This is a genomic window from Xylanibacter muris, assembly GCF_013166605.1.
GTDB lineage: Bacteria > Bacteroidota > Bacteroidia > Bacteroidales > Bacteroidaceae > Prevotella > Prevotella muris.
In genome coordinates this window covers 216069-234285 of the sequence record NZ_JABKKF010000005.1, presented here as the reverse complement: position 1 = coordinate 234285, position 18217 = coordinate 216069, and the positions used below count along the sequence as shown (strand labels likewise).

13 protein-coding genes are annotated in these 18217 nt (G+C 44.8%); 6 read left to right on the top strand and 7 right to left on the bottom strand.

What is annotated here, in order from left to right; genetic code table 11:
* Positions 1 to 834: 834 nt before the first annotated feature.
* Entirely contained in the window at positions 835 to 1548 is a 714-nt protein-coding gene (locus HPS56_RS07340) for a phosphoribosylanthranilate isomerase (RefSeq protein ID WP_172275507.1), read from the bottom strand.
* A 317-nt stretch (positions 1549 to 1865) separates the two neighbouring features.
* On the opposite strand from HPS56_RS07340, the gene aroB reads away from it, so the two are divergent.
* The 5 genes from aroB to HPS56_RS13190 all read left to right on the top strand — a co-directional run bounded on the left by aroB (position 1866) and on the right by HPS56_RS13190 (position 9569).
* Positions 1866 to 2912: a 3-dehydroquinate synthase gene (gene aroB, locus HPS56_RS07335; RefSeq protein WP_172275506.1), complete on the top strand. Its 1047-nt coding sequence runs from the start codon at positions 1866 to 1868 to the stop codon at positions 2910 to 2912.
* A 27-nt stretch (positions 2913 to 2939) separates the two neighbouring features.
* The gene (locus tag HPS56_RS07330; protein WP_172275505.1) at positions 2940 to 5000 is read left to right on the top strand and encodes an acetate--CoA ligase family protein; all 2061 of its coding nucleotides are present in this window, start codon (positions 2940 to 2942) and stop codon (positions 4998 to 5000) included.
* A gap of 75 nt (positions 5001 to 5075) precedes the next feature.
* Positions 5076 to 5510: a PepSY-like domain-containing protein gene (locus HPS56_RS07325; RefSeq protein ID WP_172275504.1), complete on the top strand. Its 435-nt coding sequence runs from the start codon at positions 5076 to 5078 to the stop codon at positions 5508 to 5510.
* Between the two features lie 657 nt (positions 5511 to 6167).
* On the top strand, positions 6168 to 6446 hold the full coding sequence (locus HPS56_RS07320) for a hypothetical protein (RefSeq protein ID WP_172275503.1): 279 nt from the start codon (positions 6168 to 6170) through the stop codon (positions 6444 to 6446).
* A gap of 114 nt (positions 6447 to 6560) precedes the next feature.
* On the top strand, positions 6561 to 9569 hold the full coding sequence (locus HPS56_RS13190; protein ID WP_216655772.1) for a fibronectin type III domain-containing protein: 3009 nt from the start codon (positions 6561 to 6563) through the stop codon (positions 9567 to 9569).
* A 161-nt stretch (positions 9570 to 9730) separates the two neighbouring features.
* On the opposite strand, the gene HPS56_RS07310 is transcribed toward HPS56_RS13190, so the two are convergent.
* Genes HPS56_RS07310 through HPS56_RS07285 form a run of 6 tightly spaced genes read right to left on the bottom strand, consistent with a single transcriptional unit; the run spans position 9731 to position 15954 of the window.
* Positions 9731 to 10750 carry an AMP-binding protein gene (locus tag HPS56_RS07310; RefSeq protein WP_172275543.1) on the bottom strand — a complete coding sequence of 340 codons (1020 nt, stop codon included), beginning with the start codon at positions 10748 to 10750 and terminating at the stop codon, positions 9731 to 9733.
* A 44-nt stretch (positions 10751 to 10794) separates the two neighbouring features.
* Positions 10795 to 11826 carry an o-succinylbenzoate synthase gene (locus tag HPS56_RS07305; protein WP_172275502.1) on the bottom strand — a complete coding sequence of 344 codons (1032 nt, stop codon included), beginning with the start codon at positions 11824 to 11826 and terminating at the stop codon, positions 10795 to 10797.
* A 37-nt stretch (positions 11827 to 11863) separates the two neighbouring features.
* The gene (menB, locus tag HPS56_RS07300) at positions 11864 to 12691 is read right to left on the bottom strand and encodes a 1,4-dihydroxy-2-naphthoyl-CoA synthase (RefSeq protein ID WP_172275501.1); all 828 of its coding nucleotides are present in this window, start codon (positions 12689 to 12691) and stop codon (positions 11864 to 11866) included.
* Positions 12692 to 12716: 25 nt separating this feature from the next.
* Entirely contained in the window at positions 12717 to 14432 is a 1716-nt protein-coding gene (menD, locus tag HPS56_RS07295; RefSeq protein WP_172275500.1) for a 2-succinyl-5-enolpyruvyl-6-hydroxy-3-cyclohexene-1-carboxylic-acid synthase, read from the bottom strand.
* On the bottom strand, positions 14408 to 15547 hold the full coding sequence (locus HPS56_RS07290; protein WP_172275499.1) for a chorismate-binding protein: 1140 nt from the start codon (positions 15545 to 15547) through the stop codon (positions 14408 to 14410). The genes menD and HPS56_RS07290 overlap by 25 nt, the downstream gene beginning before the upstream one ends.
* The gene (locus tag HPS56_RS07285) at positions 15544 to 15954 is read right to left on the bottom strand and encodes a PaaI family thioesterase (protein WP_172275498.1); all 411 of its coding nucleotides are present in this window, start codon (positions 15952 to 15954) and stop codon (positions 15544 to 15546) included. Before HPS56_RS07285 ends, HPS56_RS07290 begins: the two co-directional genes overlap by 4 nt.
* A 525-nt stretch (positions 15955 to 16479) precedes the next feature.
* On the opposite strand from HPS56_RS07285, the gene lysS reads away from it, so the two are divergent.
* Positions 16480 to 18213, top strand: coding sequence for a lysine--tRNA ligase (lysS, locus tag HPS56_RS07280; RefSeq protein WP_172275497.1), 1734 nt, complete (start codon positions 16480 to 16482; stop codon positions 18211 to 18213).
* The last annotated feature ends 4 nt before the right edge of the window (positions 18214 to 18217 follow it).

Sequence of the window (18217 nt, the reverse complement as noted above, 5' to 3'; positions counted from 1 at the left end):
GTTATGGCAATATCCGTCTCTTTATAAGCATAAACACAAGGTGAGATATTCCAACAGTCAAGTCCCTCCCAACGGGTAAGAACAACAGGATACAATTCCGGCTCGAACGCGAACATCAGAACCGCCCCTTTCTCTACAACAAGATTCACATGGCTTTTCAGCGTTATCGCACCTGTATTATATATTCCTGAAGGTACAATAACCCTTCCCCCGCCTGCCTTTGAACAAGCGGCAATGGCTTTGTTAATGGCTTTCTGGTTTTCAGACGCCTTTGCTTTAGTACTCGCACCATACTTCGTGATATTGAAATCACGGCTGGCAAACTGCGGTTGTCGGATGCTCTGTTCTATCTGCCTGTATTGTGTATCCCATCCACCAGCGACAAGAACTGCCGGCAACAACAAGCATAAGAGCAATAGTTTTAAGCGTTTCATAAAAGAATTAATTATTATTTAGTTATTATTTATAATTCATGCACCTTTATTGTCCAATTGTCTGTTTTTATCAAAACAGACCGCATCTTCCCAGACACGGTCTGATTTTACTACTAAACAATGAGGGAATTTCATTAACCCTTAAACAAATGAAATAATATTCCTTAATAATCGGAATTTATCCTAATAGTCTTGATTATGTAAGTTTTCTATTTTTGTTTTATAGATGGTAGTCAAATTTGTTATTGCAAAGTTAGCTATATTTTATTAAACAGCATAAAATATTTGCCAAATATATGGTATTTTTTATCAGAAAAGCATTTTATTGCCGCTATTATTAAAGCAGGAAAACATATTATTATCCATAACCATAAAAATAATCCACATCTGATATATTATTTTACGGTTTCCTTATTCCGGAAATAAATTTTCCAATAAGCAAAGCATCTTTTATTCCTGGTTCGGTTTCAAAATGCTGGCCGATATCAACTCCAATACAACGCGGATGAGAAAAACTCTTTATTCTTGCCGCATCCTCATAACTTATGTCTCCGCCAATAATGAAAGGAACACACCCGGAATATCCGGAAAGCACAGTCATGACATCCCGGCCGCACTCTCCCGAGGCCAAATGAAAGGATATCTCAAATAAAAAACAGTCAACACAGTCATAATATCTCTCACACAGTTGCAAATCCTCCGCACAACACACCTTGATGGCCTTCATCACCTTTATGCCATTGCTTATATCCGGAACCACCGAACGACGCAGATTCCGAATCAACACAGGCGGCTCGTTGCCATCCAACTGTATGCCATCCAAATGATATTTTACAATACGTGTTATGATGTTCTGAGACATGTCATCCTTAAAAACACCGAAAAGCATTCCATGCCTATTGTCTTCAGATGAAAGCGACAACCCGTCATCACCATCTGCGAAACCATTGCCATCAGGCACAATAGCGGAACCGGCAGGCCGCATTCTCAAACATCCTGGAGATTCCTCATCAAACACAAGTCCTATCCAGTCCGCACCCGACGCCATCACGTCACTGATATTCCCGGCATCCGTCATTCCGCATACCTTTACAACAAATCTATTATCCAACATCGTCTTTCTTAAAGGAATAAAAAATATATATGACATATATTCTGTATGCAAATGTAGCCATTAATCAATAAAGGAACATACCGATTCTGTTAATATATGCAAATTAGAATAACAAGCTCTTATAATCAAAGCATACTTTTTCAAAATAGTATCAGAAACATAAGCCTTATGAAATTAATATAAAATAATGTGCCAATAAAAAAAATATCCGTATATTTGCAATTAACAAAAGCCGCCTCCCGCCAGATTATGGAAGAGCAAAACGGCATCAGGCAGACAAGTATCCTGACATAAGTATCATTTATCATAATAAAGAAATGGAGAAACAGAAAGTTATCATATCGGAGAACATACACAAAACTCTTGAAAGTTCTATTGACGAATGCGCGCACGACAAGCTTTTTGTATTGGCCGATGAAAACACAGCCTGTATGTGCCTGCCCTTGGTTAAGGGCTTAAAGTGTCTGGAAAAAGCACATTATATAATAATAAAACCCTCAGACACGAACAAGAATCTTGACACACTGGCATTTGTATGGAGCAAGCTCGGCCAGATGGGCGCGACACGGCATTCCCTGATGATAAATATAGGCGGAGGAATGGTGACAGACCTCGGAGGATTCGCGGCATCAACATTCAAGCGAGGCATAGCATATATAAATATCCCCACGACACTTCTTGCAATGACAGACGCCTCTGTGGGAGGAAAAACAGGCATCAATTTTAACGGGCTGAAGAATGAAATAGGGGTTTTCAACAACGCACAAAGCGTTATAATAGATACTGTTTTCCTAAAAACAATAAACCGTGAGAACATGCTTTCCGGATATGCGGAAATGCTCAAGCACGGACTTATATACAGCAGCAGGATGTGGGCGGAAATTATGAATTTCGACATCGAGAATCCCAATCTCGATGAACTGAGAAGAATGGTGGCAGAATCAGTGGCGGTAAAGAAACGAATCGTGGAACAGGACCCTCACGAGAAAGGTATACGCAAGGCGTTGAACTTCGGGCACACCGTCGGACATGCATTCGAATCATTTGCAATGACACGACAGCCTATACTACACGGCTATGCCGTGGCATACGGCATGATAGCCGAGCTTTACCTTTGCGTCACAAAAGCCAAATTCCCTACAGACAAGATGTACCAGACTGTGGATTTCATACACAGCCATTACGGACGGATGAACATAACATGTGACGACTACCAGTTGCTTTACGAATTTATGACACACGACAAAAAAAACATCTCCGACAAAATAAATTTCACCTTGCTTGGAGATACCGGTGACATAAGAATAAATCAGACAGCTGACAAAGAAGACATTCTCAACGCCCTTGACTTCTATGCATTCTAAATAAAAACAAACAATATACAAGCCATTATGATTAACAGACAACTATTAAATCCTGAAAGTATCGTCGTCATCGGCGGTTCGAACAACATGCACAAACCCGGAGGCGCAATCGTAAGGAATATCATGCAAGGCGGATACACAGGAACCCTGCGCATAGTAAACCCTAAAGAAGATGAAGTACAAGGCATAAAAGTATTCCACAGTATAAATGAGATTCCTCCAACAGAACTGGCCATTTTGGTCATTCCCTCAAAGCTATGCCCGGATGCAGTGGAACAACTGGTAAAGGAAAAAGAAACAAAGGCATTTATCATAATATCCGCCGGATTCGGTGAAGAGACCGTTGAGGGAGCTGTAATGGAAGAAAAAATACTCAGCTTATGCAAGGAACATGACGCTGCCCTTATCGGCCCGAACTGCATCGGACTTCTCACAAGCCGTCACCACAGTGTGTTTACAAAACCTATACCAAACCTCAATCCCCAGGGAGTTGACTTTATCAGCGGTTCGGGAGCCACAGCAGTATTCATTCTTGAATCTGCCGTAATAAAAGGCCTTCAATTCAATTCTGTCTGGTCGGTTGGAAACGGGAAACAAATCGGCATAGAGGACGTGCTGCAATATATGGACGAGAATTTCAATCCCGATACCGACTCAAACGTAAAACTGCTCTACATCGAAAACATATCCAATCCGGACAAGCTTCTTTTCCATGCCTCATCACTGATCCGGAAAGGATGCAGGATTGCTGCTATAAAAGCCGGTTCGAGTGAAAGCGGAAGCCGTGCGGCGTCATCACACACCGGAGCCATAGCAAGCAGCGATTCTGCCGTCGAGGCTTTGTTCCGCAAAGCCGGTATCGTAAGGTGTTTCTCGCGCGAAGAGCTCACCACCGTAGGATGCATATTCACACTGCCACGACTGAAAGGACGAAACTTTGCCATCGTGACACATGCCGGAGGCCCGGGGGTTATGCTCACCGATGCATTATCCAAAGGCGGACTGAACGTTCCGAAGATTGAAGGGGAAAAGGCAGACGAACTAAAGGAAAAGCTATTCCAAGGAGCGTCTGTAGCCAATCCGATAGATATTCTCGCCACCGGAACACCGGAACAACTCGGCATAGCCATAGACTACTGCGAACACGAATTTAAAGACATCGACGCCATAATGGTGATATTCGGAACTCCGGGTCTTGTAAAACTATACGAGGCATACGACGTGCTCCACAAAAAAATACAGGAATCAGGCAAGCCTATATTCCCGATTCTCCCCTGCCTTCATACAGCAGGTCCGGAAGTGGCTGAATTTCTTAGCAAAGGACATGTGAACTTCAGTGATGAAGTTACTCTTGCAACTGCGCTTGCACAAATAATGAAGACACCGGAGCCAGCCTCACCGGAAATAGAGCTTTTCGGTGTCGACGTACCTAAAATAAGGAAGATAATAGGAAATATAAAGGAAAGCGGATACGTATCTCCTGACGTTGTCAGAGAACTGTTCCAAAGTGCAGGCATACCGATGGTTCCGGAATTTGTTAGCAACGACAAAGAAGGATGTCTCAGCTTTGCCGCTGCAACAGGTTTCCCGGTTGTGGCAAAAGTCGTAGGCCCCATACACAAAAGCGATGTTGGCGGTGTGGTGCTCAACATAAGAAGCAAAGAACATCTCGAAATGGAATTTGACCGTCTGATGGGCATACCCGGGGCCACGTCAGTAATGATACAGAAAATGATAAAAGGCAGAGAGCTGTTTATCGGGGCAAAATACGAACCCAAGTTCGGTCATGTAGTGCTATGTGGAATGGGTGGAATATTTGTAGAGGTACTGAAAGACGTGTCAAGCGGACTCGCACCACTGTCATACTCAGAAGCATTCTCCATGATTCACTCACTCAGGGGATACAAAATAATAAAGGGAACACGAGGACAGAAAGGCATAAACGAACAGAAATATGCAGAAATTATTGTAAGACTGTCAACACTGTTGCGGTTTGCAACAGAAATAAAGGAACTTGACATCAATCCGCTGCTTGCCGATGAGAATACCATCACAGCCGTGGATGCAAGGATAAGAATAGACATATAATGACAGGTAGGCGGGTGCGCCACCATAAAACAATTAGTATTAAACATTTAAACACAAACAGTTATGAGAACATTTATGAGAAAAGTTATCATGGCATTAGTATGCCTGATTACAGTACAGACAACAGCGACGGCCGACACAGACAAGATTATCGACCGGACAAAACTTCCTGCCGTGGCACAGCAGATTATAAAAAAGCACTTCAAGGGCAAAAAAGTGGCAGCGGCAAAGATGGAAAGCAATATCATAAGCAAGAACTATGATGTTATTTTCACAAACGGTGACAAGATCGAGTTCGACAAGAACGGCAACTGGACGGAAATAGACTGCAAACGCTCTTCCGTACCCGCCATGCTTGTTCCTACAGCCATCAGCAAATATGTGAAAAACAATTATTCAGGCTCTAAAATCATTAAAATTGAAAAAGACAAATCTGAATATGAGATTGAACTGTCTACCGGAACAGAAATCACATTCAACAAACATTTTCAGGTGACAGACATAGACTGAAAAATATGCATATTGACATCATACAATCCGTTTCCGCCGGAACACCGGCTGGAACGGATTGTTCTTTTATCCCCCAAAACATTAAACTTCAAGCCTGTGCATTGTTTGTGGATCAACATATAATAGGCGTGGAAGCCTTATCTTTATCGACCTATAAGTTTTTCCGCGCAAAAGACATTTCCATGGCGTATATCTGAAGCTTTTTACTAAAATCATAATGAATCCATAAAAAAGACACTTAATATTTTGTTTCCCGAAATTTATTACTTATCTTTGAAAACGGATTGGGATTATCCCGGTTCATATACTTTTTTCACTGAGACAAAAGAAGCGTTATGCTTATCTTGTAGTTGGAAACCTGGTAAATTTTCAAATGAGCAAGGATGGCATAGTGGTTCTCACGCTATAGCGTGGGCTGCTATATCCATATCTGCTCATAAGGTTTTCCTAGGACCTTCAACTAAGAAGTGGGCATTGCAGTTCCACGCTCTAAATATTTTCTATGGGTTATAAAAAACAGAAATAAATGATGTCTGTATGATGAGCTATACTTTAATATTTATCACCTTGACACTGGCATGTATATTTATAATATACATAAATAAAGGAACACAAAAAACGAAGGAAGACAACAAAATAGGAAAACAATATAATAAATTGACTGAGTTTATATTGTCAGAGTTTCCAAACTGTGAAATAATAAAAGAAGACAATGCATCCATAACAATCGGATATGAGGGTGTCAACGGCTCCACATATTTCTATATAGAGAGGAAATCAAAGATGATATCCATCCTATATAGAACGGAAACAACAGTCTTTGGAAAACATGAGCTTGAATGGAAGTTCTATGAACCAATGGAACAAGAAACGATTATAACAAAAATAAAGAAAGACATATCAGATTACAACACTAAAATAAAGGTCGACTTCTGACATGAATTATCTTATTCCTGATATTATATTGAAGTAAGCCCATAACTATAATTTAAAACACAAAGGCTCACAATCCTGATACAATAAATAAAACCATCATATTATAAAAAGATTATGAAAAGAAGTATAATTCTACTATTCTCAATGTTGCTTTTCGGCATTTCCATTAACGGACAGCAACTTGCATTTCCCGGTGCGGAAGGATTTGGCGCGTACGCGCTTGGCGGCCGTGGAGGGACAGTCGTTCATGTCACCAATCTTAACGCTTCCGGTCCAGGCTCTTTAGCCGATGCCGTGAGTCAGCCAAACAGAATTGTCGTATTCGATGTAGGAGGCGTAATCGACATTACGGAAAGTAATCTTACCATTGCCAGCAATATCACCATAGCCGGACAGACAGCTCCCGGTGAGGGTATAACCGTGTACGGAGGACGTGTAATAATGTCAAACAGCTCAAATGTAATAATAAGGTATATACGCATGCGAGGCAGTATCAACATGAACCGCTCAAAATGTACATTGACCATGGACGGGTGCAATAATGTCATTCTCGACCACTGTTCCATTTCATGGGGACGGTGGGACAACGTTCACATTGCCAATGCCTCAAACATCACATGGCAAAACTGCATAATAAGTGAAGGAATAGATCCGCAACGCTTCGGAGCCATAACGGACGGGAGCTGGAACTGGACAGTGTCACATTGCCTTTGGGCAAACAACAAGAGCCGTAATCCAAAAATGAAATGTGCCATACAATATTATAACAATGTTGTCTATAACTATGGCAACGGTATCGTAGGAGGACATTCATCGGCAGAACATTATCAGGATGTGATAAACAACTATTTCATCACCGGACCGAGTAGCGGCAGTTCCAATAAATACTTCGACGACTGGACAGCTACCGACCATCTATACAGTTCAGGAAACTATACCGACGGCAACCGCGACGGCATACTCAACGGAACGCTTATAACCGACTACAACGGTGCAACTCCGATGAGCAATCCCAATATGACATGTAATGCCCCAATGAATCTGGAAACAGCAGAAGAAGCATACTACAGCGTGGTTGAACATGCAGGAGCGTCACGCATAAGAGACTCACACGACCAAAGAATAATATCCCAACTCACTTCTCTCGGCAAAGAAGGCAGTTTCATCGACAACGAGCAGGATGTCGGCGGCATCGGAACTTTGGCAGGTGGCACAGTACCTGTTGATTCCGATGGAGACGGGATGCCGGACGAGTGGGAAACAGCAAACGGACTAAATCCGAATAAGAATGACGCCAACGGGGACATCGACGGCAACGGATATACAAATATTGAGGATTATATAAACAGTCTTGCCCGAAAAAGCGACTACATAATGAGTCCTACAAACGTGAAAGTCAATATGAAAGATGAGTCTACCGCTGTACTTACATGGATTAACAGCGAGAAAGACGCCACCGCCATTATCGTGGAACAGTCTGAAGACGGCATTGTCTATAGACAAATCACACAGCTTGCCGGTGATGCCGTCAGCACAACAATAAACGGCCTTACACCAAAAAAGATCTACTACTTCCGCCTGAAAACAGTCAAAGGGGAAAAATCATCTCTGTATTCTGAGGCCGTATCCATAAATGACGAAGGAATGAAAGCCGGAGGAGGGCTCTCAGGCGGCACAACAAAGTTCACACCGGACAACAGCAAAGTATACCGTATCATTAACTATGGAACAAAGGCATTCAATTCGGGCACTACCTATGCTGGTAATCCCAAATATCTGACCTTTAACGATGATAATGGAACACTCGGCTCAACAGAAAACTTCAACTGGGACGATCCGGCTTTGCTTTGGGAAATAACGACAGACCCGGAGGACAACTCATGCATACTCATAAAAAACAAGGCCACAGGAATGTATATCTCGCATACCGACACCCTCAATGGTGCCGGCCGTGTAACAGCCACGGAAAACGCAAAGGGACTGCAAATAATGTACGCGGGAGACGAAGTGGCGGCACAGTCAGGGACAAAAGAGCCGCTGGCAATGTTCAGAATCAATACTCCACAATATAAGAATTACCAGTTGCGTCCGAAAAACTTTGCCGATGAATGGATATGGAGCAACGGCACAATCATGCGCGCAGACATGGTCTACACATTCGTTGCAATAGACAAGAGTATGGTCACACTCTACCTCACAAAACTGCGAAATACTGTCAATGAAGCAAAGAAAGCTGCTGAATCGGCACAAATAGGTCATGTGACATTAGGATATCCGGCCGCAGCCTACGAAAGATTATCAGAAACCATAAACAAGGCTCAAAAATTCCTCGACGGTATCGATATAAACACAACCACACAGGCTGACGTTGATTCCATAACGGCAGAGTTGGCAAACGTCCTGGCGGATTTTAAAGAGACAAGAATCATGACGTTAGCCGGATACGACACACAAAAACTACACAACATCTACAGTTATGGAGCCATGTCAAATGCCAGTGCCACAAACGCCGACATGTCTACAGGACGCCGTTATCTCATTGCATTAAAAAGCACTGACGGAAAACGCGACTCCCTTGCCATCCGCATTGGACTCAACGAGACAGACATTAACAATGGGAAAGACGACGTCATAAGCGAAATGCCTGAAGCTCAATGGACAATCGCCCCCGGAACGACAGAGGGCGAAGTATATATACGCAACGAGAAAACCGGAACATACATGCAAATATCAGGATTTCTCTCCGAAACACCTGTCACAATATATCCTTACTACGCAAAGGAGGACAACGGCCGGCATGCGTTCTATATGCAGACATCATCGACAAACAACCGATGCCTGAACGTCGGAACTATCGATGAAGACGGCAAAGGAGGTACAGTGGCATTCGCCTACCCGGCAGACCGTGCCCGTCTGCGCTGGATTATAGAGGAGCTTGACGCCACAACTGACATAGAAGACATTGCCGGTGAGAAACGACAGGAAAGTCCGACGGCAACCAGATACTATAATCTGCAAGGCATGGAAATAAACGGGTTACCGCAACAAGGAATATATATAAAGAAATCTATCTATAAAAACGGAAAGATAAAGACAAAAAAGATAGTTTCTTACGCTAAATAAACATCATAAGATGGGGGTGCTGCAAAACTAAAAACAGAAATACGGATACATAATGTTACATGTTTAATGACTTTAGTTGTTTCTATCTGTTTTGCAACACCTCCATTTAATTCAAAATCTACTCTATAAAAATAACATTTATCAAAGCTCATCAAATGCCACTAACAGCGAGCCATCCGTTCCGCCTCTCTCCTTGCTGGCTTACCTGTTTCTGTCAACGGCAGTTTTTCCACTGTAATATATTCCTTTGGACACCAGTATTTCGGCAGATTTTCTTGACATATAGCAGCCACTGCCGAACAGTCCACGCTACGTTCTTCCTCTTTTCGTCCGGAAAAACTATCAGCATTCTGCTGGCCTGTCTCAACAAGCATCACAAGAACCTCTCCAAACTTTTTGTCAGAACGTTTTGTAATCATGAAAGGCACGCCTATCCTCCCGTAAAGCAAACGCTCCACTTCCTCTATCTGAATCTTGACTCCACCTGACACAACAACATTGTCCCTACGCCCCAAAATACGGAACCGACGGCCGTCAGAAGCAATCTCTGCAATATCATTGGTGATAAGAGTTTCCCGGCAAACGGCAGGAGCCTTTATCACAAGGCATCCGTCATCATTTGTACATATATCTACCCCGGCAAACGGAACATACCAACAACTTGCATCCGCACCGCTAACCTTCCGCAGGGCTATATGCGACAATGTCTCGGTCATTCCATACGTACTCCATACAGCATTGGGAAAATCTTTAAGCACGACTTCCATCGCTGCATCAATAGCTCCCCCTCCTATTATAAGATGCCTTATCTGCATAAGCATCCGTTTCTCTCCCGGATCACACAAACTGTTGTATACTTGAAGAGGAACCATTGCCGCAAACACAGGGGCACAAGACAGCCCTCTTAAAGGATTACCGGACGGAGGTACGCATACAAGTCTCAGTCCTGCAACCAACGCCCTCACGACAACCATCTTTCCTGCAATATAGTCCAACGGCATACACAACAATGCAGTATCCCCACTCTTCAATCCGAGGAAACCACATGTTATACGCGCCGAAGCCTCCATGCGTCTCTTCTCGACCCATAGAGGCTTCGGCTCTCCAGTGGAACCGCTGGTATGCACCAGCAACAAATCAGAATCATTATTCCATTCTGAAATAAATTCCTCCAATGTCATCCCTGCATGCTTCCTGCCTTCCATATCCGATATATAGAATATCCCTACCTTACTGTCCAAAGTTCCTGACCGCGCAACTCCAACGGCATGGGAATATTATCCTCAAAAAGCAGTCCGGTGCCAAGTCCCTGCGGAACACGCACATTCGGACCATAGACATCGGCAGCCAACTGTGCCACGGCATTCAGGCCTACATTGCTTTCCAACGCACTCGTTATCCACGTGCCCACGTCATGACGGCGTGCGGCATCAATCCACTCGCGTGTGCCACGCATGCCTCCATGCAAAGACGGCTTGATTACAATATATGCAGGCTTGATAAAGTTCAACAAATGCGATTTCATTTCCGGATCGTTCACTCCAATAAGTTCCTCATCAAGTGCTATAGGCAACGGTGACTCACGGCACAGCTGTGCCATATTGCCCCACTGACGCGACTTTATAGGTTGCTCTATGGAATGCACCGCATACTGCGAGAGCAATTCCAACCTATATAAGGCTTCATTAAAATCAAACCCTCCGTTCGCATCAAGCCGCAGTTCAACCTCATGACGGCTGAAACGCCCACGTATGAGTTTCACAAGCTCTATCTCGCTGTCGAAGTCTATCGCACCTACCTTAAGTTTTACACAACCGAAACCGGCATCCAGTTTTTCTTCAATACGCTTAAGCATCTCATCGTATGCCCCCATCCATACAAGCCCGTTTATTATTATACCCTCTTCCCCACGGCTGAAAGGATTATCGAACAGCATATCGCTTCCATTCTCAAAGCTAAGTAATGCTGTTTCCAAGCCGAACAGCATAGACGGGTAAGGACGCATGGAAGCGTAATCAATCTTTCCATCGCATTCAAAACTGTCGCACATATCACGCAGGATGCGGCCGTATTCAGGACCGGCGTCACAACTAAGATCCGGCAGAGGAGCACACTCGCCTATGCCTTTCCTGCCCGGACAATCATCCGAAGTAATTTCAAGAAGCCATATATCACGCGTGGTATATATCCCGCGCGATGTTCCTGCCGGTTGTCTGAAATGCAACGTGCGCGGAACTATATTTACTTTATATCTCATATCTATTCGTATTTACCGGTACAGCCTTATAAAGTTATCATGGAAGTTTGGGATATTTCTTGAAATCCGGCTTGCGTTTTTCAAGGAAAGCCCTGCCTCCCTCCTGAGCCTCATCAAGAAAATAATAAAGCATTGTGGCATCACCGGCCAATTCCTGGATACCAGCCTGTCCGTCAAGCTCGGCATTCAGTCCGGCCTTTATCATGCGCAGGGCCAGAGGACTGCGTTCCATCATGGTTTCCGCCCACTCCACACACTCGTCTTCAAGCCTGTCCAACGTCACTACCTTATTCACCATTCCCATGCGCTCAGCCTCTTCCGCACTATACTGACGGCACATAAACCATATTTCACGGGCTTTTTTCTGTCCCACGATACGGGCAAGATAACTTGCACCAAACCCTGCATCGAAAGACCCTACCTTGGGTCCCGTCTGTCCGAAAACGGCATTCTCACTTGCAATGGTCAAATCGCACATAAGATGCAACACATGACCGCCACCGATAGCAAAGCCGTTAACCATAGCTATCACAGGCTTTGGCAATGAACGTATCTGTTTCTGCACATCAAGTACATTCAGACGTGGCACTCCGTCTTCACCGACATATCCTCCACGTCCCTTCACATTCATATCGCCACCGGAACAGAAGGCCTTGTCACCTGCACCGGTAAGTATCACCACGCCTATCCGACTTGCCTCACGACACCATGCAAAAGCCTGGGACATTTCCCATGTGGTGCGCGGAGTGAAAGCATTGCGGTAGCGCGGACGGTTTATCGTTATCTTTGCTATTCCGTTGTATTCTTCGAAAAGAATTTCATTAAAGTCAAATCCTTCTATTTTTTTCCATTCTCTTGTTTCCATAATCATTATATCTTTATAATTTATATCATTCTTCCATAAAGCAGGAATAATATCCGTCCAATGCCTTCTTGTCATCATCAGAATCCGTAAACACCTCAAGCAGCATAGGACGTCCGGTCTCTCTTGTCAGCAATGTGACTATACCGATTCTCATCTCATCCATGTCATCTGCCTTCATATAGCCGATATCGTTCTGCGTACATATTCCGCGGGCATCGGTCCCGTGGGATGCGGCAATGAAATTTCCTGCTACGGGAGAACTGTCAAGACCGACAAGTCTGTGGAATATTCCACCTCCATGATTGTTTAGAAGTATTATACGCAGATTTCCTCCTATATTACTATTCCACAACGCATTCTGATCATAGAAGAAACTCAGGTCGCCAATGACGCACACCACAAATCCGGCCACTGCCACAGAAAAGCCCGCCGCAGTAGACAGGCTTCCCTCTATTCCGTTTACTCCACGGTTGCAGTAAACATAATGAGAAGCATATATATTGGCCAGGCGCACAGCCGAGCTGTTGGCATAGTGTACATATACATCACGGTCGATATCCTCGAGCTGCTCTTCCAGATACTTCACCGCAGCCATCTGTGAATACCGCGGCACATACCCGGCTGCACATTCGGCAGCATGGGCAAGGGCATCTGACCATAATTCTCTGAAACGCGACCTGTCAGTGACAATGTCTACCAAGTTATCGTTATCCTCATCTGCCGTACAGTCCATGGCTTTTGATGCAATGCTCAGAATATCAGCCATAACACCCAGATTATGACACTCCACCATGTGTGTGAGACTCATCAATGGATCCGGCATACAACTGCCGTCGACAGTGAGCATCCATGTGTCGGCTTTTGCCTCCCGCAGAAACTTGCGGGCACACTTGCTAACTATCGTGTCACCAATATAAATGACAAGATCCGGCATATACTCCGGATTATTGCCCACCCGGCGTATTGTCTCATCAAAAAGCACAGGAGAACACAGTCCGTTCAACGGCTCACCTATCACCGTTATCCGCTCTGCGACATCACTGAAAACTTTGCGCACTCCTGCATCAGCCAATACCGTCTTTCCAATCACCACCATAGGTCTGGTACTGTTGCTCACGGCAGCGTTGAGCTGAGCCAATACGCCATAACCGGGGTAATAGTCCGGCTTATGAAAACTTATCACCCGTTCATTCGGCAATTCCGGCCTGTCGAATACGAACAACGGTTCGCTAATCGGAACATTTATATGCACCGGACCTCCCCCGCCATACCCAGCCGCAATCATGGCCTCGTTTACAAGTCTGTTGCAATACCATCGCTCCGTATCGTCTTGCGGCTCAGGCAGATTTACCGTCTTGCGTACAAAACATCCGAAAGCGCCCGGTTGCTGCAGCGTCTGACCGTCAAGCTGTCCTATCCATGCCGAAGGCCTGTCGGCCGACACGACAACCACAGGCACATGCTGGAAATATGCCTCTGCCACGGCAGGAGCGAGATTCAGCAATGCCGTACCGGATGTAACACATACAACCACAGGATGTCCCGTGGCTTGGGAAAGGCCCATTGCATAGAATCCGGCCGAACGCTCATCCGTAACGGGATGACACTTCACCTCTCCGCATTCATTCATATTATGAACAATAGGAGCGTTGCGACTGCCCGGACATACCACGACATCCTTCACGCCATGCGCTATTAAAAGCGCGGTAAGTATATTTATATTCTCTTTATTGCCAAACATTTTCTCATTGCCTCCATTTTTGCTTCCGTTTCATTCCATTCCGACTCCACATTACTCTCGGGAAGCAAACCACCACCGGCATAAAGCATATAACGGCGGCCGTCGATACGCATACAACGGAGCGACACATACAGATGTGTGTTCCCTAAAGCGCCTACCGGCCCCATGAATCCGCTGTAATACCCGCGCGGAGATGTCTCCGAAGAACTTATAAAACCGAAAGCCTCATGTTTTGGAACACCGCACACTGCCGGTGTCGGATGCAAGGCATCCACAAGCCGTCCCATATCGTCACAGGAAGGAAGAGTGAAGGTGAAATCGCTACGAAGGTGTACCACGTTCCCGGCACGTGCCGTATACGGCCCCTCTTCCCGGCAGTCGTCCGTAAACCGTAACACGCATTCTTTTATATAGGATGACACATACCGCTGCTCGTCAATGTTTTTCACGCTCCATAAGATTCCGTCTGCCCCACTGTCACCAGACATTTTCTCTCCAATACCGCCTGTACTCACTCCGTAACAATAAGGTACGGGAGGATTATCAAACCCTTCCTGGCATTCTTCCAGCGGCATTGTACCTGCAAGTGCTATCGTATGCCACAATTTGCCACAGCTGTCGAGAAGGACCTCCGGTGTAGCCGCAAGCCATGTCCCGCTATGCTCCGTATGGACCAGGGCAACAAACATACGTGGAAAAAAGCGGCACGCACGGGCAAAAAGTGTCCTCGGAGATATTGTCTCCAACGACTCGTAAACAGCGCAACGAGACAGGACAAGCTTGCTGTAGGCACCCGATTTAAGTTTTGAATGAAACACCTCAAAATCAGAAGCATAGCTGTCATAACTCGCGCAAAAACATTTTACATCGGGAATATCCTCATCCGGCAAGAACGGCAAGTCATCCACATTTCCGGAAACGGTCCTGTCTGCAAGAATAAACAATATCGGCAAGTCTTCCGACACTGCAAAAGGCGCCAAAGCAAATCCGTTTCGTCCGTTCAGCTCACAAGATGAGAAAAATGTTTCAGGACTACCCTCTTCCTGAATAATTTCGGTATACGTGTCCGAATATGGAAGCCGGTAAAGCGCATAGGCTTTCTTTTTCTTTATCATTGAACGCCTATTATATAATTAGTCACACTCACGGTGGAGACAAGCTCACCGTCTTCACCGACAATATCTACATGCCATACATGAAGCCTATGCCCTTTGTGTACTATACGGGCCGTGGCCGTAACCTTTGTTCCGCGGCGGGCAGCCTTGATATGATTGCCGTTTACATTTACTCCCATACACATCAAACCAGGACACAATGCCGAAGACCCAACTCCTGCCAAAGTCTCGGCCAATGCCAAAGAAGCCCCGCCACTGAGATAGCCAAAAGGCTGGCTTGTGCGACCGTCTACACGAAGTGTTGCCTTACAAGTGTCAGGATCAGGCGTAGATTCAAAATCCATCCCCAAAGTAAACGCAAGACCGTCGGTTTCCGACAGAATCTTCCTCACATTCTCTATATTCATAGATATAATATTCCTGCTTCTACAAATAAAAGATTACTATAAAAGTCTTTTGCTAAAAATAACATGAATAAAAACAATGCCCGTCAGACAAAAGACAAAAATACGCACCGACGGTTTCTTTTAAATCTGCAAGTCTGCTGTTCTATGGTTTCCCGCCATAAGGCACCGGCTCTGTTTTTATCTCATGCAAATGTATAAAAAATAAACAAGAAACACAAACATTTAATGCTTTTTAAATAATGGAAATTCCAAATATCTACACCATGAATGATATAATCCTCACCGCCCAAAGAGGCCGACACAGTACACATGGCAGTTTGCAATGACAGTATCCTCGGACACGACCGTCACGAATGCGTATGACAACCTGTATTTGCCGTCTGCGCCTGTCCGGTGGCATCCGACGTTTCTTTTCAAGACCATTTATCAGTATGGCATGCCATAAATAAAATGTAAAATGACTGTTTATCAAAATATTTTTGTAAATTTGCACCCATTAATAATAGTAGGAATATTCAAATTATTATGAACGTTTTAGAATTAAGTGAACAGGAAATAGGCAGACGCCAAAGTCTGCAGGAATTAAGAGATATGGGTATTGAGCCATATCCCGCAGCAGAGTATCCAACAAACGCTTTTTCCTCCGATATAAAGGCCGGCTTCAATGACGAAGACGCCAAACGCGAAGTTTGCATAGCCGGAAGGCTTATGAGCAGAAGAGTAATGGGAAAGGCAAGCTTTGCCGAATTACAAGATTCCAAAGGTCGCATCCAGGTATATATAACAAGGGACGACATCTGCCCCGGTGATGACAAGGACATGTATAACAAAGTGTTCAAGCGTCTGATGGACATTGGCGACTTCTTCGGGGTGAAAGGCTTTGTCTTCCGCACACAAACCGGAGAGATTTCCGTTCATGCACAGGAGATAACGCTTCTCTCAAAGAGCCTTAAGCCTCTGCCTATAGTAAAATACAAAGACGGTGTGGCTTACGACAAATTCGAAGATCCCGAACTGAGATACCGTCAGAGATATGTAGACCTGGTGGTGAACGAAGGAGTGAAAGACACATTCCTGAGCAGAGCCACGGTGATACGCACTATACGCAAGGTGCTCGATGAAGCCGGATACACGGAAGTGGAAACACCTACGCTTCAGGCCATTGCCGGAGGCGCAAGCGCAAGACCTTTCATCACACATTTCAACGCCCTGAGCGTTGACATGTATATGCGCATTGCCACAGAGCTTTATCTGAAAAGACTTATCGTAGGCGGTTTCGAAGGCGTTTATGAAATAGGCAAGAACTTCAGAAACGAAGGAATGGACAGAAACCACAACCCCGAATTTACATGTATGGAGCTTTACGTGCAGTATAAGGACTACAACTGGATGATGTCATTCACAGAGAAACTTCTCGAAACAGTCTGCATAGCCGTAAACGGTAAACCGGAACGCGAAATAGACGGCAACATCATAAGCTTCAAAGCACCTTACAGAAGACTTCCCATACTTGACGCCATAAAAGAAAAGACAGGCTACGACCTCAACGGAATGAACGAGGAGCAAATACGTGAAGTTTGCGTGAAACTGAACATGGAAATTGACGATACCATGGGCAAAGGCAAACTCATTGATGAGATATTCGGAGAATTCTGTGAAGGCACATTCATACAGCCTACGTTCATCACCGACTATCCGGTGGAGATGAGCCCGCTTACAAAAATGCACCGCTCCAAGCCCGGACTAACCGAGCGTTTTGAACTTATGGTGAACGGCAAGGAACTCGCAAACGCATACTCGGAGCTTAACGACCCCATCGACCAGGAGGAACGGTTCAAAGAACAGATGCGCCTGGCCGACAAGGGAGATGACGAGGCAATGATTATCGACCAGGATTTCCTCAGGGCACTGCAATACGGTATGCCTCCGACAAGCGGCATCGGAATAGGCATAGACCGTCTGGTGATGCTGATGACAGGAAAAACATACATACAGGAAGTACTGTTCTTCCCACAGATGCGGCCAGAGAAGAAAGCTCCGAGAAGTAGCGCGGCAGAATGGGAAGCCATAGGAGTGAAGGAACAATGGGTGGCAGTATTTAATAAATGCGGCTACTATCTCGTTTCAGATATAAAGAACGTAAACCCGCAAAAACTGCAGATGGATATATGCGGAGTCAACAAGAAGTACAAACTGGGCTATGACAATCCGAAAGTGGACGACTTTGCCGCATGGATAGAAAAAGCACAGGGACTGTAATTTG